This window comes from Pseudomonas antarctica, assembly GCF_900624995.1.
Classification (GTDB): Bacteria; Pseudomonadota; Gammaproteobacteria; order Pseudomonadales; family Pseudomonadaceae; genus Aquipseudomonas; species Aquipseudomonas antarctica.
On the sequence record NZ_UYXQ01000038.1, the window covers coordinates 14,807 to 33,543 of the forward strand.

General features: G+C 59.9%; 20 protein-coding genes. 16 read left to right on the forward strand and 4 right to left on the reverse strand.

Going from position 1 to position 18,737, the window contains the following annotated elements:
• The first annotated feature begins 108 nt into the window (after positions 1 to 108).
• The 8 genes from prfB to E0F99_RS18045 all read left to right on the forward strand — a co-directional run bounded on the left by prfB (position 109) and on the right by E0F99_RS18045 (position 7,374).
• A protein-coding gene (gene prfB, locus E0F99_RS18010; protein WP_130908847.1) for a peptide chain release factor 2 occupies positions 109 to 1,204 on the forward strand; the annotation gives its coding sequence in 2 pieces (ribosomal slippage) (positions 109 to 180 and positions 182 to 1,204; 1,095 coding nt in all).
• A 71-nt stretch (positions 1,205 to 1,275) separates the two neighbouring features.
• On the forward strand, positions 1,276 to 2,778 hold the full coding sequence (lysS, locus tag E0F99_RS18015) for a lysine--tRNA ligase (RefSeq protein ID WP_083359849.1): 1,503 nt from the start codon (positions 1,276 to 1,278) through the stop codon (positions 2,776 to 2,778).
• A gap of 204 nt (positions 2,779 to 2,982) precedes the next feature.
• The gene (locus E0F99_RS18020) at positions 2,983 to 3,699 is read left to right on the forward strand and encodes a TetR/AcrR family transcriptional regulator (RefSeq protein WP_083359848.1); all 717 of its coding nucleotides are present in this window, start codon (positions 2,983 to 2,985) and stop codon (positions 3,697 to 3,699) included.
• A gap of 17 nt (positions 3,700 to 3,716) precedes the next feature.
• A complete protein-coding gene (locus tag E0F99_RS18025; protein WP_083359847.1) occupies positions 3,717 to 4,277 on the forward strand; it encodes a hypothetical protein in 561 nt (186 codons plus the stop codon).
• 21 nt (positions 4,278 to 4,298) lie between these two features.
• Positions 4,299 to 5,576: a flavohemoglobin expression-modulating QEGLA motif protein gene (locus E0F99_RS18030; RefSeq protein WP_083359846.1), complete on the forward strand. Its 1,278-nt coding sequence runs from the start codon at positions 4,299 to 4,301 to the stop codon at positions 5,574 to 5,576.
• Between the two features lie 171 nt (positions 5,577 to 5,747).
• Complete coding sequence (locus E0F99_RS18035) at positions 5,748 to 6,653, forward strand: alpha/beta hydrolase (protein ID WP_083359845.1); 906 nt, start codon at positions 5,748 to 5,750, stop codon at positions 6,651 to 6,653.
• Positions 6,650 to 6,976, forward strand: a complete 327-nt coding sequence (locus tag E0F99_RS18040; RefSeq protein WP_083359844.1) for a PA3694 family proteiin — start codon at positions 6,650 to 6,652, stop codon at positions 6,974 to 6,976. The genes E0F99_RS18035 and E0F99_RS18040 overlap by 4 nt, the downstream gene beginning before the upstream one ends.
• 113 nt (positions 6,977 to 7,089) lie before the next feature.
• The gene (locus tag E0F99_RS18045; RefSeq protein ID WP_083359843.1) at positions 7,090 to 7,374 is read left to right on the forward strand and encodes a hypothetical protein; all 285 of its coding nucleotides are present in this window, start codon (positions 7,090 to 7,092) and stop codon (positions 7,372 to 7,374) included.
• Between the two features lie 51 nt (positions 7,375 to 7,425).
• On the opposite strand, the gene lptF is transcribed toward E0F99_RS18045, so the two are convergent.
• From lptF to E0F99_RS18060, 3 genes are all read right to left on the reverse strand, one after another.
• Positions 7,426 to 8,211: a lipotoxin F family OmpA-related lipoprotein LptF gene (gene lptF / locus E0F99_RS18050; RefSeq protein ID WP_083359842.1), complete on the reverse strand. Its 786-nt coding sequence runs from the start codon at positions 8,209 to 8,211 to the stop codon at positions 7,426 to 7,428.
• A gap of 55 nt (positions 8,212 to 8,266) precedes the next feature.
• Positions 8,267 to 8,692 carry a DUF4398 domain-containing protein gene (locus tag E0F99_RS18055; RefSeq protein ID WP_083359841.1) on the reverse strand — a complete coding sequence of 142 codons (426 nt, stop codon included), beginning with the start codon at positions 8,690 to 8,692 and terminating at the stop codon, positions 8,267 to 8,269.
• 283 nt (positions 8,693 to 8,975) lie between these two features.
• A complete protein-coding gene (locus E0F99_RS18060) occupies positions 8,976 to 9,320 on the reverse strand; it encodes a pilin assembly protein (RefSeq protein WP_083359840.1) in 345 nt (114 codons plus the stop codon).
• A gap of 184 nt (positions 9,321 to 9,504) precedes the next feature.
• On the opposite strand from E0F99_RS18060, the gene ppc reads away from it, so the two are divergent.
• The 7 genes from ppc to E0F99_RS18095 all read left to right on the forward strand — a co-directional run bounded on the left by ppc (position 9,505) and on the right by E0F99_RS18095 (position 16,745).
• Positions 9,505 to 12,150, forward strand: coding sequence for a phosphoenolpyruvate carboxylase (ppc, locus tag E0F99_RS18065; RefSeq protein WP_083359839.1), 2,646 nt, complete (start codon positions 9,505 to 9,507; stop codon positions 12,148 to 12,150).
• A gap of 279 nt (positions 12,151 to 12,429) precedes the next feature.
• Positions 12,430 to 13,077 carry an adenylate kinase gene (gene adk, locus E0F99_RS18070; RefSeq protein WP_083359838.1) on the forward strand — a complete coding sequence of 216 codons (648 nt, stop codon included), beginning with the start codon at positions 12,430 to 12,432 and terminating at the stop codon, positions 13,075 to 13,077.
• An 89-nt stretch (positions 13,078 to 13,166) separates the two neighbouring features.
• Positions 13,167 to 13,853 carry a tRNA (adenosine(37)-N6)-threonylcarbamoyltransferase complex dimerization subunit type 1 TsaB gene (gene tsaB / locus E0F99_RS18075; protein ID WP_083359837.1) on the forward strand — a complete coding sequence of 229 codons (687 nt, stop codon included), beginning with the start codon at positions 13,167 to 13,169 and terminating at the stop codon, positions 13,851 to 13,853.
• A 160-nt stretch (positions 13,854 to 14,013) separates the two neighbouring features.
• On the forward strand, positions 14,014 to 14,328 hold the full coding sequence (locus E0F99_RS18080; protein WP_083359836.1) for a hypothetical protein: 315 nt from the start codon (positions 14,014 to 14,016) through the stop codon (positions 14,326 to 14,328).
• A gap of 59 nt (positions 14,329 to 14,387) precedes the next feature.
• On the forward strand, positions 14,388 to 15,188 hold the full coding sequence (locus tag E0F99_RS18085; RefSeq protein WP_232000173.1) for a DUF72 domain-containing protein: 801 nt from the start codon (positions 14,388 to 14,390) through the stop codon (positions 15,186 to 15,188).
• 27 nt (positions 15,189 to 15,215) lie between these two features.
• The gene (locus E0F99_RS18090) at positions 15,216 to 16,043 is read left to right on the forward strand and encodes an isocitrate lyase/PEP mutase family protein (protein WP_083359835.1); all 828 of its coding nucleotides are present in this window, start codon (positions 15,216 to 15,218) and stop codon (positions 16,041 to 16,043) included.
• A 3-nt stretch (positions 16,044 to 16,046) separates the two neighbouring features.
• Positions 16,047 to 16,745, forward strand: coding sequence for an extensin-like domain-containing protein (locus E0F99_RS18095; RefSeq protein WP_083359834.1), 699 nt, complete (start codon positions 16,047 to 16,049; stop codon positions 16,743 to 16,745).
• 3 nt (positions 16,746 to 16,748) lie between these two features.
• Here E0F99_RS18095 and E0F99_RS18100 read toward each other — a convergent pair whose 3' ends face one another.
• Positions 16,749 to 17,369: an energy transducer TonB gene (locus E0F99_RS18100; RefSeq protein WP_083359833.1), complete on the reverse strand. Its 621-nt coding sequence runs from the start codon at positions 17,367 to 17,369 to the stop codon at positions 16,749 to 16,751.
• A gap of 96 nt (positions 17,370 to 17,465) precedes the next feature.
• On the opposite strand from E0F99_RS18100, the gene E0F99_RS18105 reads away from it, so the two are divergent.
• On the forward strand, positions 17,466 to 18,248 hold the full coding sequence (locus tag E0F99_RS18105; RefSeq protein ID WP_083359832.1) for a class I SAM-dependent methyltransferase: 783 nt from the start codon (positions 17,466 to 17,468) through the stop codon (positions 18,246 to 18,248).
• Positions 18,249 to 18,737 lie beyond the last annotated feature (489 nt).

Sequence of the window (18,737 nt, forward strand, 5' to 3'; positions counted from 1 at the left end):
CCAGAGATAGCGTACAAACCTGCCTTTTCGCCAAGCGGGCTGCCGTTCCCGGCGCTTTGTCGTTATACTCTTCGGCTTTCAAAAGTTCGCCAACGAGTGCTGCCCGCCATGGAAATCAACCCGATCCTTAACACCATCAAGGACCTGTCCGAGCGCTCCGAAACTATTCGGGGGTATCTTTGACTACGATCAAAAGCATGAGCGTCTGACCGAAGTCAATCGCGAGCTTGAAGATCCGGCTGTCTGGAACAAACCTGAATACGCCCAGGAACTGGGCCGCGAGCGCGCTGCGCTGGCACAGATCGTCGACACCCTCGACGAATTGAACACCGGTCTGGGCGATTGCCGCGACCTGCTGGACATGGCCGTCGAAGAAAACGACGAAGGCGCAGTGGGCGATGTCATCGCCGAGCTGGCCCGTCTTGAGGAAAACCTCGCCAAGCTTGAATTCCGCCGCATGTTCAGCCACGAAATGGACCCGAACAACGCCTACCTGGATATCCAGGCCGGTTCCGGCGGCACCGAGGCCCAGGACTGGGCCAACATTCTGTTGCGCATGTACCTGCGTTGGGCTGACAAGCGCGGTTTCGACGCCACCATCATGGAACTGTCGGCCGGTGAAGTCGCCGGTATCAAAGGCGCGACCGTGCACATCAAGGGCGAATACGCCTTTGGCTGGCTGCGTACCGAGATTGGCGTGCATCGCCTGGTGCGCAAGAGCCCGTTCGACTCCGGCAACCGTCGCCACACCTCGTTCTGCGCTGTGTTCGTCTCCCCGGAGATCGACGACAAAGTGGAAATCGAGATCAACCCGGCCGACTTGCGGATTGACACCTACCGCTCCTCCGGTGCCGGTGGCCAGCACGTAAACACCACCGACTCGGCCGTACGTATCACCCACGTACCGACCAACACCGTGGTCAGCTGCCAGAACGAACGTTCCCAGCACGCGAACAAGGACACCGCCATGAAAATGCTGCGGGCCAAGTTGTACGAGCAGGAAATGCAGAAGCGCAACGCCGCTTCCCAGGCGCTGGAAGACACCAAGTCGGATATCGGCTGGGGTCACCAGATCCGTTCGTATGTGCTTGATGCGTCGCGGATCAAGGATCTGCGCACTAACATCGAACGCAGCGACTGCGACAAGGTGCTCGACGGTGATATCGACGAATACCTGGAAGCCAGCCTGAAATCGGGGCTTTAAACCGTAAGCCAAGACCTTAAGTCCCCTGCCTCCGGTGGGGGCAACGAACCTGTGATGGAATTTCAAAAGACATGAGCGACCAACAACTCGACCTGCAAGCCCTGCAACAGGAAGAAAACTCCCTGATCGCCCTGCGCAAGGAAAAGCTTGCTGCCGAGCGCGCCAAGGGCAATGCCTTCCCGAACGATTTCCGCCGTGACAACTACTGCGATGCCTTGCAGAAACAGTACGCGGACAAGACCAAGGAAGAGCTGGCAGAGGCTGCAATCCCGGTCAAGGTGGCAGGTCGCATCATGCTCAACCGTGGCTCGTTCATGGTGATCCAGGACATGACCGGTCGCATTCAGGTTTACGTCAACCGTAAAACCCTGTCCGAAGAAACCCTGGCCTCGGTGAAAACCTGGGACATGGGCGACATCATTGCCGCTGAAGGCACCCTGGCGCGTTCCGGCAAGGGCGACCTGTACGTTGAAATGACCAGCGTGCGCCTGCTGACCAAGTCGCTGCGCCCGCTGCCGGACAAGCACCACGGCCTGACCGACACCGAACAGCGCTATCGCCAGCGCTATGTTGACCTGATCGTCAACGAAGAGGTGCGTCAGACCTTCCGTGTGCGTTCGCAGGTTATCGCGCACATCCGCAGCTTCCTGATGCAGCGTGACTTCCTGGAAGTGGAAACCCCGATGCTGCAAACCATCCCGGGTGGTGCCGCAGCCAAGCCATTTGAAACCCACCACAATGCGCTGGACCTGGAAATGTTCCTGCGTATCGCGCCTGAGCTGTACCTCAAGCGTCTTGTTGTTGGCGGGTTTGAGAAAGTGTTCGAGATCAACCGCAACTTCCGTAACGAAGGCGTTTCGACCCGTCACAACCCAGAATTCACCATGTTGGAGTTCTACCAGGCTTACGCCGACTACGAAGACAACATGGACCTGACCGAAGAGCTGTTCCGCGAGCTGGCGCAGTTGGTGCTGGGCAGCACCGACGTGCCGTACGGCGATAAGGTGTTCCACTTCGGCGAGCCGTTCGTGCGTCTGTCGGTGTTCGATTCGATCCTCAAGTACAACCCTGAGCTGAGCGCTGACGACCTGACCGACATCGACAAGGCCCGCGCCATCGCCAAGAAAGCCGGCGCCAAGGTGCTGGGTTTCGAAGGCCTGGGCAAACTGCAGGTGATGATTTTCGAAGAACTGGTGGAGCACAAGCTGGAACAGCCGCACTTCATTACCCAGTACCCGTTCGAAGTGTCGCCGCTGGCGCGTCGCAACGATGAGAACCCGAACGTCACCGACCGTTTCGAGCTGTTTATTGGCGGGCGCGAAATCGCCAACGCCTACTCCGAGCTTAACGATGCGCAAGACCAGGCCGAGCGCTTCATGGCCCAGGTGGCCGACAAGGACGCCGGCGACGACGAAGCCATGCACTACGACGCTGACTTCGTCCGCGCCCTGGAATACGGCATGCCGCCGACGGCCGGTGAAGGTATCGGCATCGACCGCCTGGTGATGCTGTTGACCAACTCGCCGTCGATCCGCGACGTGATCTTGTTCCCGCACATGCGGCCACAAGCGTAACCGTAGCGAAACCCGAAGCCGCCTTTTATAAGGCGGCTTTTTTATGTGGTGTATTCAGCCGTCAAGAGAACGGCGCCAGGTAATCGGTGATCGTTCCACGTTCTGCGTGGGAACGCATCCCGTGACGCTCTGCGTCACAACCAGACGGCATTCCCATGCAGAGCGTGGGAACGATCATTTATCGGTGTAAAAGGAAGATCTGTCGTGAACCGCGTAATGGCTCAAGAAGGTGCCGCCGGCATTGCTGCTGCCGTGGCTGAAAGCGTCCAGTACCAGGGCCGCAAGGCCAGCCGCCGAGGCAGCGAGCAGCGCCGGCAAGACATTCTTGATGCAGCCATGCGCATCGTGGTGCGTGATGGCGTGCGTGGTGTGCGCCATCGCGCGGTGGCGGCAGAGGCCGGCGTGCCGTTGTCGGCCACCACTTACTACTTCAAGGATATCGATGACCTGCTCACCGATACCTTCGCCCAATACGTCGAACGCAGCGCTGCCTTCATGGGCAAGCTGTGGGTACGCAACGAAGGCCTGCTGCGTGAGATGGTCGCCTATGGCGATGGCAGCCCGCAGTCGCGTTCGCAATTGGCCGATGACATTGCGCGGCTCACCGCCGACTACGTGCTGCGCCAACTGACCAACCGTCGCGAACACCTGATGGCCGAACAGGCCTTTCGCCAGGAAGCCTTGCTCAACCCGCGCCTGGCCGAACTTGTGCGCTCACACCAACAAATTCTGCTGCAGGGCACGGGGCAGTTTTTCCAGGTATTGGGGTCTCGCGAGCCGCAACAGGATGCCAAAGTGTTGACGGCGATTATCAGTCGGATGGAATATCAGGGCCTGCTTGGCGGCCCGGAGCCTCTGACCGGTGAAGAGATGCTTGAGATCCTCAAGCGTTACATGCATTTGGTGTTGGCCTCGGTCTGACACCGGGGGGATATCTGATGAAAGCCTGGCGTGTCGCGCTAATCGCCTTGTCGTTCCTATTGCTCAGCGGCTGCCTGGTGACCTTCAAGGACCCGCTGCCGGCGCGCGAATCAGCGCCGGATGCCTTGCTCGGCCACTGGTCGAGCAAGAATGCCTGGGGCGAACCGCTTAACCTGCAGATCACCCGCGCGGGTGAGCACCGCTATAGAGCCGTGAGCTACCCTAAAGCCAAGCCGGGCCAGCGTGATGAGTACTTGTTTAGCGTCTCGCGCCATGGCAACCGTTGGTATTTGTCGGCGCCGCTGCCCGACAAACTTGGTGGGCATTTCATTCTCGCTGGCTTCGACTTTGAAACCGAGGGCGACAAAAAGCCTGAATTGGTGGTCTACAACCTCGACCTCGAGCAGATCCATCAAGCCATCGGCCAACAGCTGTTACACGCCAGCACAGTGGACAGCGTCGAAGGCGCCGGCGTGCTGGTCGACAGCCCCATGGACCAGGTGTTTGCCTACCTGGATGACCCGGCCAATGCCGATGTGTTCGTTGAAGCCGTGCGCTACCAGCGCGCGGGCAAATAACGTTTAAAGAGGAAGCACCAGGTGGACGATTACCAGCAGACGATACGCACCTTGTCTGATCGCATTGTGCTGGCGCAAACACCGATTCGCGTCCTCGACGCCGTAAAGTGGGACGAGAACATTCGCCAGGGATTCCTCAAGGCCAAGGGCAAGGAAATGCCGGCGGTAGACCGCGACTACTATCTGAATCGGCCACTGTCGTTCGATTCCAGTGCGGTGAAGCTGGAATTCCAGAACATCGAGCGTGATATCACTCGCCAGCTTGGCCAGTTCAACCCGGTCGGGCAGATCATGCGGCGCATGTGCAAGGAATACCGCATGGTGGTGCGCATGCTCGAAGCGCGCGGCACTGAAGACTTCGGCCTGATCTCCCAGGAACTCTACGGCGCCGCCTCCGATGCGTTCCACGCCGGCGACCCGACGCTGGCTGACCTCGGCCTGATGCTCTCTGACTACCTGAACAACATCGACGGCCGTGGCGACCTCAAAGACGAAGCCAAGACCCTCACCGCCAAAGACGCCGTAGCCTTGTTGCAAACCCGTCTGAACAAGGTGTTTGGCGAGGCGGAAGAAACCATCCGCGTGTTCGAGTCCGACGGAATTGTCGCGGACGCGGCGGCGGGCGCCGACTACATCAAGATCCGCGCCGACGCGATGTTCAACGACCGCGATGTGCGCGCGCTGGAAGTGCATGAAGGCCTGGTGCACGTCGGCACCACGCTCAATGGCCAGAACCAGCCGATCTGCACCTTCCTGTCCAAGGGCCCGCCGTCGTCGACCGTGACCCAGGAAGGCCTGGCGATTCTGATGGAGATCATCACCTTCGCCTCCTACCCGAGCCGCCTGCGCAAGCTGACCAACCGCACCCGCGCTATCCATATGGTCGAGGAGGGCGCCGACTTCTTGCAGGTGTTCGAGTTTTTCCGCGAGCAAGGCTTTGAAATGGCCGAAAGCTACGGCAATGCCAGCCGGGTTTTCCGTGGTTCAACGCCGACCGGTCTGCCATTCACCAAGGATTTGTCCTACCTCAAGGGCTTTATCATGGTCTATAACTACATCCAACTGGCCGTGCGCAAAGGCAAACTGGAACAAGTGCCGCTGCTGTTCTGCGGCAAGACCACCCTGGAAGACATGCGTACCCTGCGCCAATTGGTGGATGAAGGCCTGGTGGTGCCGCCCAAGTACCTGCCCGAACAGTTCCGCGACATGAACGCGCTGGCGGCGTGGATGTGCTTCTCCAACTTCCTCAACCACTTGAGCCTGGATCGGATCGAAGCGGATTACTCGAATATCCTTTAGGCAATTTAACTGACGAAACCGATTAAAAAATGTGGCAGCGGGCTTGCTCGCGAAAGCGGTACATCAGCCACACATGTATCGACTGACACGCCGCCTTCGCGAGCAAGCCCGCTCCCACATTTGGATCTCCACAAGGCTGCAGATTGCGGCCAAATCGCGAGGCTTCAACGGATGAGAATCCTCGGCATTCTTTGCCTGCTACTCACATTGAACGGCTGCAGCGCGCTGCTGTTCTACCCCGAACCCGGCCTGCCATTCACGCCGGATAAAGCCCACCTGCAGTACCGCGACGTCACGCTCACCACCGCCGACGGGGTAAAACTTCACGCCTGGTGGCTGCCGGCCAAGCCCGGCGTGCCAATCAAAGGCACGGTGCTGCATCTGCATGGCAACGGCGGCAATCTGGCCTGGCACCTGGGTGGCAGTGGGTGGTTGCCGGAGCAGGGTTATCAAGTGCTGCTGTTGGACTATCGCGGCTATGGCCTGTCGGAAGGCAAGCCGTCGTTGCCGGCGGTCTATCAGGACATCGATGCGGCGTTCAGCTGGCTCGACAAAGCCCCCGAAACCCAAGGCCAACCGCTGATTGTGTTGGGCCAAAGCCTGGGCGGCTCGCTGGCGGTGCATTACCTGGCGGCGCACCCGGAGCGTCAGCCCCGGCTCAAGGCGTTGATACTGGACGGTGTGCCCGCCAGTTATCGTGACGTAGGACAATTCGCACTCAGTACCTCCTGGTTAACATGGCCGTTTCAAGTGCCCTTGTCCTGGCTGGTGCCTGACGGTGACAGTGCGATCAACGCCATGGCGCAACTGACCGGCGTGCCGAAGTTGCTGTTTCATAGTTTGGATGACCCGATTGTGCCGCTGGCCAATGGCATCCGCCTGTACCAGGCGGCACCGCCGCCAAGGGTGCTGCAACTGACCCGCGGCGGGCATGTGCAGACGTTTGCCGACAAGACCTGGCAAACCGTGATGCTGCGTTATCTGGACGATCCGCAGCACTTCAACGGTCTGCGTCGCCTGGGGGAAATCCCCAACTACCCGAACCCTAAAGTTGATTCATCAGAGAGCCCGCAATGAGCGAAGAACGCAACATGATCCCGCTGATCCTCACTGGCATCGGCACTATCATCGGCACCGTCGGTTGCCTGTGGTTCTACGGCTACCTGCACTTCGCCAAACCGGAAGATGCGTTGCTGCTCAGCGATTTCACCATGCTCAAAACTGTCCCGGGAGAGGACTACAAAATCGCCCTGACCCCAGCTGCGCAAGTGGCGCAATGCGTCGATGGTGTGCTGGTCATGTTTGATACCGAACAGAAAGGCTTGAGCGGTGTGCTGGTGAACAACAAGAAGCAAGCCGTCCGTTGCATGGGCCAGGAGACGCCACAACTGCAGGAGTAGTTCAATTCGCCCGATTACGGAAATATCTGGAACCGTATTGCGTAAGACGCCACTGAATGACTTGTCAGTGTTGCTGATAGTTAACTTACGTATAACGACTCTGGAGTGTGATGATGATTGGCGGAATTGGCGCGATAAGTAAGATGTTGGAAATGGCTCAGGGCGCAGCACAGCTGGGCCAGGGCGACGAGCAAGGTGCGCAGAAGCAAGAGAAACAAGACCCGATGAAAATGCTCATGGACATGTTGTCGAAGGCAGCAGGCGGTGCTCAGGGCGGCGGCTCTGAGGGTTCAGAAGGCCAGATGGATGCAGAGAAGCTTGAGAAAATGATGGCGGGTCGCCAAGGCATGGAGGCCATGATGCCTGCCGACGACAGCAGCCGCAAAGTCGACGTTTGATAGATAAAAAAAACCCACCATAAGGTGGGTTTTTTATTCAGCTTCAATCAATCAGTTAGCGACGGAAGAACGTGGCTTGACTGGCTGGTTGTCGTTGGAGATGGTCACTTCAACGCGGCGGTTCATGGCTCGGCCCGAGACGCTGCCGTTATCAGCAACCGGGTATTCCTTGCCGTAACCCTGGGTCACGATGCGCGAGATGTCCACGCCTTGTTGAGCCAGTGCACGCTGTACGGAAGCCGCACGACGCTCGGACAGGCTCTGGTTGTACGAGTCCGAGCCGGTGCTGTCGGTGTAGCCTTCGACGATCACTTTACGGTCTGGGTTATCGCGCAGGAACTGCGCCAGCTTGGTGATGTTGACCAGGCCGCTGGATTTGAGGTCGGACTTATTGGTGGCGAACAGCACGTCACCGAACGTCACCAAGGTGCCGCGATCGGTCTGCTTGGCGTTCAAGCTGTTTTGCAGTTGCTTGATTTGCGCGTCACGGGCGTCCAGCAGGGCGCGGGCACGTTCGTCGCCGGCATTTTTCAGCTTGGCTTCGGATTCGCGCAGCGAGATGGTGTCTTTCGCCACTTCAACGCGCTGGTTGGTCAGGTAGGCCAGTTGGTCGACCTTCTTCTCGTCTTCCTTATCGCGGTAGGCCTTGTCAGCCTTGTCCAGCCATTCGCTGGCGTCCTTGGTTTCCAGCGCCGCAAGCTTGGTCGCTTGTGGGTTGGTTTGCAGGGCCGAGAAGTTGGTCCGTGCGTTTTCCAGGTTCGCGTTCGGCGGGGTGGAGCAAGCCGCCAAGGCAACGCTCATCGCCAGCAGGGCAGGGATCATCAGTTGTTTACGCATAGTCGTGTCGTCCTTTCAATTCGATTTCGGGTGCAATGCAGTCAGAGGCGGCGGCTTATTGCTGTTTCATAACAGCTGGGCGCATACCTTCCTGACGCAGCTCCTGAACAGCTTTCTGGGAGTCCTTCACAGCCTGTTCGGCTTTGGCGGCCTGAGATTTGCGCTCAGCGACGCGAGCGTCCCATTCTGCCTGCTCAGCCAGTTGGCGAGCCTTATCGTAGTTCTTGTCATGCATGGCGATTTCGGCTTCTTTGAGCTTGTCCTGAGCCGACTTCATTTCAACCGCTGCGTACTCGGTGCCGCCGGCGCTGACCGCGCTGTTCACCGCAGATTGGGTCACAGCGTACTGCTCGGTCGGAGGGTTGCCGGCGCAGCCCGCCAGAACGAAGCTGGTGCCGATTGCCAGCGCGGCCAATTTCAGCCCGCGCAGGTGGTTAAACGAGGATTTGGCAGTGCTGGTCTTCATCGTCTTCAACTCCATTAGGTAACTCCTGAAAAACATCAAAATCCATGTCACTGGTCAACGGTTTCGGCCCCGGCGGTAAAGCTCGAAAGCCCCTTTCAAACGGCCGTTCCAAGTGATGGCTTACTGGCTGTGACCGGAGGCTTTTTTCAAAAGTTCAGAGAAGATGGCGATTTGCCTAAAAAAATATCTGACTGAGTGGTCAGTGTTCAAAAGTTGGAACTTTTGCCACACGCAGGGGTATTCCGGGCCTCTAAGAGGCCCGGAATACTTGGGCTGGATCAATTCTGGTGGATGTTTATCAGTGCTTCTGTTCGTCAGCGCTTACCGACAAATCATGCAGATAGCGGCGTGACAGCGTCAGAAAGCGTGGCGTAGGGCCGACGTCTTCATAAAGGGGATCACCCTCTTCATCGGTGGCGATTACATGCTGGCCCTTGATGTAAGGGAAGCTGGCTTCCAGCTCTTCGAGGGCGGCGCCGATCAGTTCGCCGAGCAGTTCTTCGGGGTGGCGCTTGGGGTACATCTCGGCGATCGCGGCCAGTCGCGCGGCGGACTCTACGTCCAGATGAATCGCGTACTCGGTTTTGGTCAAGCGACCCTTGGCGTTCTCTTCCCAATGCTGGGCCAGTTCTCGGATTTTCATGGCAACCTCAGTAAGCCCGCGATGGCAGGCGGTGATGAGTGTCCAGTCAGCTGCGTGGATAACGCGGTGACTCACAGTTGAGACTAGCTGCACGTCACAAGGTTTAAAGTGTCTTGTCAGAAACCGATGCGGGCGGCACTCTGGAACACCTGCGCGTCCCGGATTTCTGGCTGGAGATTGGTTGATGAGTGATATCGATGCACGCTTGCGTGAGGATGTTCACCTGCTGGGTGAGCTGTTGGGCAACACCATTCGAGAGCAATACGGCGATGATTTTCTCGCCAAGATCGAGCAGATCCGCAAAGGCGCCAAGGCCGACCGGCGCGGCGCAGTAGCCGAGCAAGCCGCCGGTGAGGAGCTCAGCGCCAGCTTGAACCAATTGCAGGAAGGCGAGTTGCTGCCGGTGGCGAGGGCTTTCAACCAGTTCCTCAACCTGGCCAACATCGCCGAGCAGTACCAGTTGATCCACCGGCGCGATGAGTCACAACCGGCGCCGTTCGAATCTCGCGTATTGCCGGAGTTGCTGGCCCGCCTGCAAAGCGAAGGTCACAGCAACGAATCCCTGGCCCGCCAGTTGGCGCGGTTGGAGATCGAACTGGTCCTCACCGCCCACCCGACCGAAGTGGCGCGCCGCACCCTGATCCAGAAATACGATGCGATTGCGGCGCAGTTGGCGCTGCAGGATCACCGCGACCTCACCACGGCCGAGCGCGAACAGATCCGCGCACGCCTGCAACGGTTGATCGCCGAAGCCTGGCACACCGAAGAAATCCGCCGCGTGCGCCCCACGCCGGTCGACGAAGCTAAATGGGGCTTTGCGGTCATTGAGCATTCGCTTTGGCATGCCATCCCCAATTATTTGCGTAAGGCCGACCAGGCTTTACACGCTGCGACTGGCCTGCATTTGCCCTTGGAAGCGGCGCCGATTCGCTTTGCTTCGTGGATGGGCGGTGACCGTGACGGCAACCCGAATGTCACCGCGCCGGTCACACGTGAAGTGCTGCTGCTGGCACGCTGGATGGCGGCCGATTTGTATGTGCGCGACATCGACCACTTGGCCTCCGAGCTGTCGATGCAGCAGGCCAGCCCGGCGTTGCAAGCCAAGGTCGGCGACAGCGTCGAGCCTTATCGCGCCTTGCTCAAGCAATTGCGTGAACGCCTGCGTGCTACGCGTCAATGGGCGCACACCTCGCTGACCGCCAGCACCCCGGCGCCGGTTGACGTATTGCAGAACAACCGCGACCTGCTGGACCCGCTGGAGCTGTGCTACCAGTCGCTGCACGAGTGCGGCATGGGCGTGATCGCCGATGGCCCGCTGCTCGATTGCCTGCGCCGCGCCGTGACCTTCGGCTTGTTCCTGGTGCGCCTGGATGTGCGCCAGGATTCCAGCCGACATTCATCGGCCATGACCGAAATCACCGATTACCTGGGCCTGGGTCGCTACGAAGACTGGGACGAAGAGGCGCGCATCAGTTTCCTCAGCAAGGAGCTGGCCAATCGTCGACCGCTGCTGCCGGGCTACTTCAAACCGTCGGCAGAGACTGCCGAGGTGTTGAACACCTGCAAGGAAATCGCCGCCGCGCCAGCCGCCTCGCTTGGTTCGTATGTCATCTCGATGGCGGGTGCCGCCTCCGACGTGCTGGCGGTGCAACTGCTGCTTAAAGAGTCGGGCGTGCAACGGCCGATGCGGGTGGTGCCGCTGTTCGAAACCCTGGCCGACCTGGATAACGCCGGGCCGGTGATGGAAACCTTGCTGCAATTGCCAGGCTATCGCACACGGTTGCAGGGCCCGCAGGAAGTCATGATTGGCTACTCGGACTCAGCCAAAGACGCCGGCACCACCGCCGCCGCGTGGGCTCAGTACCGGGCGCAGGAACGTTTGGTGGATATCTGCCGTGAACAACAAGTGGAATTGCTGTTGTTCCACGGTCGTGGCGGTACCGTCGGCCGTGGCGGCGGCCCGGCACACGCGGCGATCCTGTCACAACCGCCGGGTTCGGTGGCGGGGCGTTTCCGTACGACCGAACAGGGCGAGATGATCCGCTTCAAGTTTGGTCTGCCGGACATCGCCGAGCAGAACCTCAACCTTTACCTGGCCGCCGTTCTAGAAGCCACGCTGTTGCCGCCGCCGCCACCTGAGCCCGCCTGGCGCCATTTGATGGACGAATTGGCGGCAGACGGTGTCAGCGCCTATCGCGCCGTGGTGCGGGAAAACCCGCAGTTCGTCGAGTACTTCCGTCAATCCACCCCAGAGCAGGAGCTCGGGCGCTTGCCGTTGGGCAGTCGCCCGGCCAAGCGCCGTGCGGGAGGTATTGAAAGTTTGCGCGCGATCCCATGGATCTTCGGTTGGACCCAAACCCGTCTGATGCTACCCGCATGGCTCGGCTGGGAAGCGGCATTGAGCAAGGCCTTGCAGCGCGGCGAAGGCGAGCTGCTGGGGCAGATGCGCGAGCAGTGGCCGTTCTTTCGCACCCGCATCGATATGCTGGAAATGGTGCTGGCCAAGGCCGATGCCGACATCGCGCGCTTGTATGACGAACGTCTGGTGCAGCCGGACCTGCTGGCATTGGGTGCGCACTTACGCGACCTATTGTCGCAGGCGTGCAGCGTGGTGCTTGGCCTGACTGGCCAGTCGCAACTGCTGGGCCATAGCCCAGACACACTTGAGTTCATCCGCCTGCGCAACACCTACCTTGACCCTTTGCACTTGCTGCAGGCCGAGTTGCTGGCACGCTCGCGTCAGCAGGAAGCGGCACAAGACAGCCCTCTGGAACAGGCGCTGCTGGTGTCTGTGGCCGGGATTGCCGCTGGTTTGCGCAACACCGGTTAAGGTTTCTTGCGTGTTCTCAACGGCTTGCAGATAAACCAGGACGACCGCTGCGAAAGGGCGGTCGGCGTTTGCAGGGCAGGGTTGCACTCAGGCGCACCCGACCTGTGACGCATGCCGGGCGTGGGTTCCTGCGACTTTCGGCGGCTTGTATGGATAGGGCCCGCTGTGTATCTTGATCAGCCTTTGGCCGTTTCATCGGCCTAGACCCACATTTTTACGAGATTGGCCCCACGCGGCGAATCCGAGCGTCATCTCTATAAAAAATTGAGGAGCACATCGATGCGCGTCATTCTGCTGGGAGCTCCCGGGGCCGGTAAAGGTACTCAGGCAAAGTTCATCACTGAAAAATTCGGCATTCCACAAATCTCCACCGGTGACATGCTGCGCGCTGCCGTCAAGGCCGGCACCGAGCTGGGCCTGATCGCCAAAAGCGTGATGGACAGCGGCGGCCTGGTTTCCGATGACCTGATCATCAACCTGGTCAAGGAACGCATCAGCCAGGAAGACTGCAAGAACGGCTTCCTGTTCGACGGTTTCCCACGCACCATTCCCCAGGCTGAAGCTCTGGTGAAGGCCGGCGTAGAGCTTGACGCGGTGGTTGAAATCGCGGTTGAAGATGAAGAAATCGTCCAGCGCATCGCTGGCCGTCGCGTTCACGAAGCCTCGGGCCGCGTGTACCACATCGCCTACAACCCGCCTAAAGTGGCAGGCAAAGACGATGTCACCGGCGAAGACCTGGTGCAGCGTAAAGACGATACAGAGGAAACCGTGCGTCATCGCCTGTCGGTTTATCACTCTCAGACCAAGCCACTGGTGGATTTCTACCAGAAGTTGTCTGCTGCGAACGGCAAGCCGAAGTACAGCCACATCGAAGGCGTGGGCTCGGTTGAAGCCATCACCGCCAAGGTGTTGCATGCTTTAAGCTGATTCAGCGATCAGCTTCACCTACAACGGCCCGCTTGCGGGCCGTTGTTGTTTATACTGGCGCACTTTTTTCGACTTGGACACCTACACCCATGAGCACCCTGCTGGCCCTGGACACCGCGACTGAAGCTTGCTCCGTTGCCTTGCTGCACGATGGCAAGGTAACGAGCCACTACGAGGTGATCCCGCGCCTGCATGCGCAGAAGCTGTTACCGATGATCAAGCAGCTGCTTGAAGACGCGGGCACCACGCTGTCTGCCGTGGACGCCATTGCCTTCGGCCGTGGCCCCGGTGCGTTTACCGGTGTGCGTATTGCCATCGGTGTGGTGCAGGGCTTGGCCTTTGCGCTGGAGCGTCCGGTGTTGCCGGTTTCCAACCTGGCAGTGCTGGCTCAGCGTGCGCTGCGTGAGCACGGTGCCTCACAAGTCGCGGCGGCCATCGATGCACGCATGGACGAAGTCTATTGGGGTTGCTACCGCGAGACGGCTGGCGAGATGCGCTTGGTGGGCGTGGAAGCGGTGCAGTCGCCGGAGTCTTCTGTATTGCCAGATGATGCCGGCGCAGACTGGTTCGGTGCTGGTACTGGCTGGGGCTATGGCGAGCGCATCGGTGTGCAACTGGCTGGCCAGGACGCTGCGATGTTGCCTCATGCGCAAGACTTACTGACCTTGGCACGCTTCGCTTTTGAACGCGGCGAGGCGATTCCTGCCGATCAGGCAGCGCCGGTTTATCTGCGCGATAAAGTCGCTCAAACCAAGGCTGAACGCGGGATTATTTGACGTCAAAAATGACGACGATGTAGGGCAAAATTCGCCAATCGTCAGAATTAGCCCCTGTTTTTAAACCTTTTACAAATTATGTGTTCTAGTTATCACCAGAGCATTTGCGCACTACGGAAAGTGCCGCTAAATTGCCATCATTGATATCGAGTCTGCATGTATGCGCATAGACGGCTTTTCCTCACAGTCCTATCCCCTCAAGCGTAAGCCGCGTAAGGCGAACGTGACGGTAGACGATTCTGTCGAGGATTCGCCGGACTTCATCGAGGTCCAGTCCGAGTCGCATGCCAATGCCCATTCCAGCGCCCAAGCGTCCGGTGGCGCCCGTACCAGCGGTCTTCCTGCCCGTCAGCAAGACATGGTCTTCCCCCGCTCCATGAGCAAAAGCGTCGCCACCGCCCTGGCCAGCTACCTGACCACCGCCGGTTTTGTCGAATGGGATATGGAAGTGCTGGGTCTCGATATCCATATCTGATGCGTCTGCCTTACTTTATCGGTTGCCCGTCCTGGAGTGAGAACGCCTGGCGCTAGTACCTGTACCCGGCCGATGCGCGCTCCGGCGACTACCTCGCGCTGTATTCCCAAGTTTTCAACGCCGTTGAAGGCAACACCACATTTTATGCCCGGCCCTCGGCCGCCACCGTGCAGCGCTGGGCCGAAATCATGCCTGAGGATTTTCGCTTCACCGCGAAGTTTCCCGGCGACATCAGCCACGCTGGCGACTTGCGCGAGCAGTTGCCGGCGGCGCAAAGTTTTGTCGGCTTGATGAGCCCGCTGGGTGAGCGTGTTTCGCCATTGTGGCTACAACTGTCGGCGAGCTTTTCGCCGCAGCGCCTCGGCGAACTGGCAGGTTTTATTGATGGCCTGGAGCGCCCGCTGGCGGTGGAAGTACGCCACCCGGAGTTCTTCGCCAGGGGCGATGCCGAGCGGATGCTCAACCGCCTGCTGCGCGACCGGGGTGTCGAGCGCATCTGTCTGGACCCGCGTGCGCTGTTCAGTTGCACCTCAACCTCAGCCGCTGTGCTCCACGCCCAATCGAAAAAGCCCAAGGTGCCACCACGTCCAGCTGCACTGACGCTGTTTCCCCAGGTGCGGTTCATTGGTCATCCGCAGCTTGAGGCCAATGACCCGTTCCTGGTGCCGTGGGTGGAAAAAATCGCCGGTTGGATCGAGGAAGGGCGTACACCGTACGTGTTCCTGCACACCTCGGATAACCGCCTGGCCGCGCAACTAGCGCTGCGCTTTCATGAAAAACTGATGGCGCGTTTGCCGGGCCTGCCACCGTTGCCAACCTTGCATCGAGAACCCGCTGCCCAGCAACTGGGGTTACTCTAAGGCTCCTTTTTCCGCCAGGAGTCAGACATGGATGCCCAAACCCTTCGCGCCGAAACCTTCAAAGCCTTGCACGAGCGTGATCGCGCCTTCGTGATGCCCAACCCGTGGGATGCCGGTTCGGCCATCATGCTAGCCAGCCTCGGCTTTGAAGCCCTGGCGACCACCAGCGCGGGCTATGCCTTCAGCCTGGGACGGCCGGATGCGGAAGGGGCGTTGTCGCTTGCGGATACGTTGAGCAATGCGTCAGCCATCGTTCGCGCGACCGCGCTGCCGGTGGCGGCTGACCTGGAAAACGGCTTCAGCGATACCCCAGAGGGCTGTGCCCAGACCATCCTGCGTGCGGCGGCCTCGGGGATCGTCGGTGGCTCCATCGAAGACGCCACAGGCATCGCTGTCGACCCCATCTACCCTTTCGATTTGTCTGTAGAGCGCGTAGAAGCGGCGGTTGCCGCCGCCCGCAGCCTGCCATTTCCGTTCACCTTGACGGCGCGCGCGGAAAACCTCCTGCATGGCCGCCTGGATTTGCCTGACACCATCCGCCGCTTGCAGGCCTACGCCGAGGCCGGTGCCGACGTGTTGTATGCCCCTGCGCTACGCAGCGCCGAAGAAGTGCTGGCGGTGGTCAAAGCCGTCGCGCCCAAACCGGTGAATGTGTTGATGTCCGGCGGCCTGAACCTCAGCGTCGCGCAGTTGAGCGAGATGGGCGTGCGGCGCATCAGTGTCGGCTCGGCTATGGCGCTGGCGGCGTATGGCGAGTTTTACCGCGCCGCGCAGGAAGTGTATGAGTTGGGCACGTTTACCTTCACTGACCGCAAGATGCCGTTCAGCCAGGCCAACCAATTCTTCAAGGGCTGAGCCGTGCGCTTTTTCAGAGTGATCGGGGCGCTGCTGGTGCTAGCGGGTGTGTTGTCGCTGGGCGTTTGGCGTGGCTGGGTGCCGTTGCCGGCTGAATGGAACCCCTGGGCACCGCTGGATGTGCGTGCCAGCCCGAATGTGCTCACGCGCTTCAAGCTCGGCCGGTTGCAGGACGACCCGGCGCTGTGCGACGAGGTGCTGAAAACCTCTGGTTTGCGCGTTAGCCATCAGGCCGATAGCCCCGCCGACGCCGCGTGCCCACTGCGCAATATCTTGCGCGTGCAAGGCGCCGACGTAGCCCTGAGCAGCAGCTTTCTCGCCAGTTGCCCGTTGGCCGTCGCCTTTGCCCTGTTCGAGCGCCACAGCCTGCAACCGGCGGCCCAGGCGGTGTTTGGCCAGGCGGTGGCGCGGGTCGATCACTTAGGCAGCTTTGCCTGCCGCAATATGTACAACCGCGCAGACGGGCGACTCAGTCAGCACGCCTCGGCGAATGCCCTGGATATCGCCGGCTTTCGCCTGGCGGATGGGCGCAGCGTCAGTGTGCTCAAGGATTGGCCGGGGGAGGGCGACAGTGCGCGTTTTTTGCGACAGGTACGTGACAGTGCCTGCGAGGATTTCAACGTGGTGTTGAGCCCGGACTACAACGCCGCCCATCGCAATCATTTCCATCTGGACATGGGCCGCTGGTGGGTGTGTCGCTGAGGCTTAGGCGGCCAGGCGCAGGTTGTTGAGGATCAGAGGGCGCGCCCAGTGGTAATCGAAGTCCAGCGCTTTCTGTTGCGCTAGCAGGTCTTCGGTCGGGTACGGCGTGGCGGGCGGTGGCAGCAAGTCCAGTTCGAACTCGGCGATCGGCAAGTGCAGCGGCTTGGGTTCCGGGGCCGGACCTGGCTCTGGCAGCGGTTGACCGGCGTTCACTACAATCGGGCGTACCCAACCGTTTTCGAAATTCTGCTGGCGCTGTTGGGCGACGATTTCTTCTGCCGCAAACGGCACGGGAGGTGGTGGCAGCAACTCGGTTTCAAGTTCGGCGATAGGCAGGAACAGCGGCTCTGGCGGGGCGATCTCGGTGTCTTTTACGTCGCACTCACGTTGGGTGAGGATCTGCGACAGCAGGTCGGCGCCTTCGCTGGGTTCTACCGCTGGATCTCTCGGTGCCGGTGCTTTGGCGGCGAGCGCGTCCGGCGTATCGCCGAGCTGTTCGGCCAGCGCACGGGCGAAGAAGTCCTGCCACACATGACTCACCCCGGCCAGCGCTTGAGTATTGCGCAGGCCGTAGTGGTTGTGGGTCGGCAGTACACCGATAGTTAGGGGAAGAATGTCTGACATTTTTCTCGGTCGACGCTCAGCTCTGGCAAAATACCTGACTGTTGTTTTTATCGGCCGCTGTTTGCCGATCCTTAATATTTTTGAGCGTAGCGATTGATGAGCGAACAACCAGCGGCCAGCCGCATTCGGGTCGAGGCCTTGGCCGAAGGTTTTAAGGCGCGTGCCGAGCAATGGGCTTCGCAGCTTGGCCTGCCTTTGCAGCTGGAGGAGGCGGACTTTTCCCTGCAAGTCGGCGAGCACGGCCTACGGCTGCAACAGCTCGGGCCTGACGCGCCGGGGCCGGTGCGTGTGGATTTTGTCGAGGGGGGCGCGGCGCACCGGCGTTTGTACGGTGGCGGCAGTGGGCAGATGATCGCCAAGGCTGTGGGGGTTGCTCAAGGCGTGCGTCCACGGGTGCTGGATGCCACGGCGGGTTTGGGTAAGGATGCGTTTGTACTAGCTAGCCTGGGTTGCGAGATGAGCCTGATCGAGCGTCAGCCGCTGATCGGCGCTTTGCTCGAGGACGGCCTGGCTCGCGGCGCGGATGACGTTGAAGTGGCACCGATTGTGGCGCGCATGAAGTTGCTAAAGGGCAACTCCATCGATGTGATGCTCAATTGGGAAGGCGAGCCGCCACAGGTGATCTACCTGGACCCGATGTTTCCCCACCGTGAGAAAACCGCACTGGTGAAGAAGGAAATGCGCCTGTTCCGGCCACTGGTGGGCGACGATCCGGATGCACCGGCCTTGCTCGCCGCTGCCCTGGCCTTGGCCAGCCACCGTGTGGTGGTCAAGCGCCCGCGCAAGGCGCCGTGCATTGAGGGGCCCAAGCCGAGCCATGCGTTGGATGGGAAGTCGAGCCGGTATGACATTTATCCGAAGAAAGCGCTCAAGCCTTGAATTGGTTTGAGTACATATCCGTTGCTGCGGTAACGGCGGCTTAGGGTTTCGCTCTTACAGCGAGTCACTTTTTTACAAACGCCTAAAAAAGTAACCAAAAAACGCTTTGCCCCACCACTTGGTGCCTCGCTTAGGCTCGGCCATCGTGGTTAACGGGGCGCCTCAGATCAAGATCAAGATCAAAAGCAAGAGCACGGCGGCCTAGTAGCCGACCTGAGTGGTAGACGCAAAAGCAAGGCAGAAGCAGAGCAGAAGCAGAGCAGAAGCAGAGCACCACCCTATCTAGCTGATGTAATGAGATCCCAATGTGGGAGCGGGCTTGCTCGCGAAGGCGGTGGGTCAGTTACACATGAGCTGACTGACACACCGCCTTCGCGAGCAAGCCCGCTCCCACATTAGATTGAGTTCAGTTTCAAATATCAGGTCGGCTGTCAGGCCGCCGTGCTCTTGCTTTTGTTCTGCTTTTTATCTTAGGCCCCCCCTAAAAAC

Coding starts and splice junctions, on each gene's coding strand:
- ppc (WP_083359839.1), top strand. CDS start 9,505: ATGAGTGATATCGATGCACGCTTGCGTGAGGATGTTCACCTGCTGGGT.
- E0F99_RS18055 (WP_083359841.1), bottom strand. CDS start 8,692: ATGGAGTTGAAGACGATGAAGACCAGCACTGCCAAATCCTCGTTTAAC.
- E0F99_RS18040 (WP_083359844.1), top strand. CDS start 6,650: ATGAGCGAAGAACGCAACATGATCCCGCTGATCCTCACTGGCATCGGC.
- E0F99_RS18105 (WP_083359832.1), top strand. CDS start 17,466: ATGAGCGAACAACCAGCGGCCAGCCGCATTCGGGTCGAGGCCTTGGCC.
- E0F99_RS18035 (WP_083359845.1), top strand. CDS start 5,748: ATGAGAATCCTCGGCATTCTTTGCCTGCTACTCACATTGAACGGCTGC.
- lptF (WP_083359842.1), bottom strand. CDS start 8,211: ATGCGTAAACAACTGATGATCCCTGCCCTGCTGGCGATGAGCGTTGCC.
- E0F99_RS18100 (WP_083359833.1), bottom strand. CDS start 17,369: ATGTCAGACATTCTTCCCCTAACTATCGGTGTACTGCCGACCCACAAC.
- E0F99_RS18025 (WP_083359847.1), top strand. CDS start 3,717: ATGAAAGCCTGGCGTGTCGCGCTAATCGCCTTGTCGTTCCTATTGCTC.
- tsaB (WP_083359837.1), top strand. CDS start 13,167: ATGAGCACCCTGCTGGCCCTGGACACCGCGACTGAAGCTTGCTCCGTT.
- lysS (WP_083359849.1), top strand. CDS start 1,276: ATGAGCGACCAACAACTCGACCTGCAAGCCCTGCAACAGGAAGAAAAC.
- E0F99_RS18045 (WP_083359843.1), top strand. CDS start 7,090: ATGATTGGCGGAATTGGCGCGATAAGTAAGATGTTGGAAATGGCTCAG.
- E0F99_RS18080 (WP_083359836.1), top strand. CDS start 14,014: ATGCGCATAGACGGCTTTTCCTCACAGTCCTATCCCCTCAAGCGTAAG.
- E0F99_RS18090 (WP_083359835.1), top strand. CDS start 15,216: ATGGATGCCCAAACCCTTCGCGCCGAAACCTTCAAAGCCTTGCACGAG.
- E0F99_RS18060 (WP_083359840.1), bottom strand. CDS start 9,320: ATGAAAATCCGAGAACTGGCCCAGCATTGGGAAGAGAACGCCAAGGGT.
- adk (WP_083359838.1), top strand. CDS start 12,430: ATGCGCGTCATTCTGCTGGGAGCTCCCGGGGCCGGTAAAGGTACTCAG.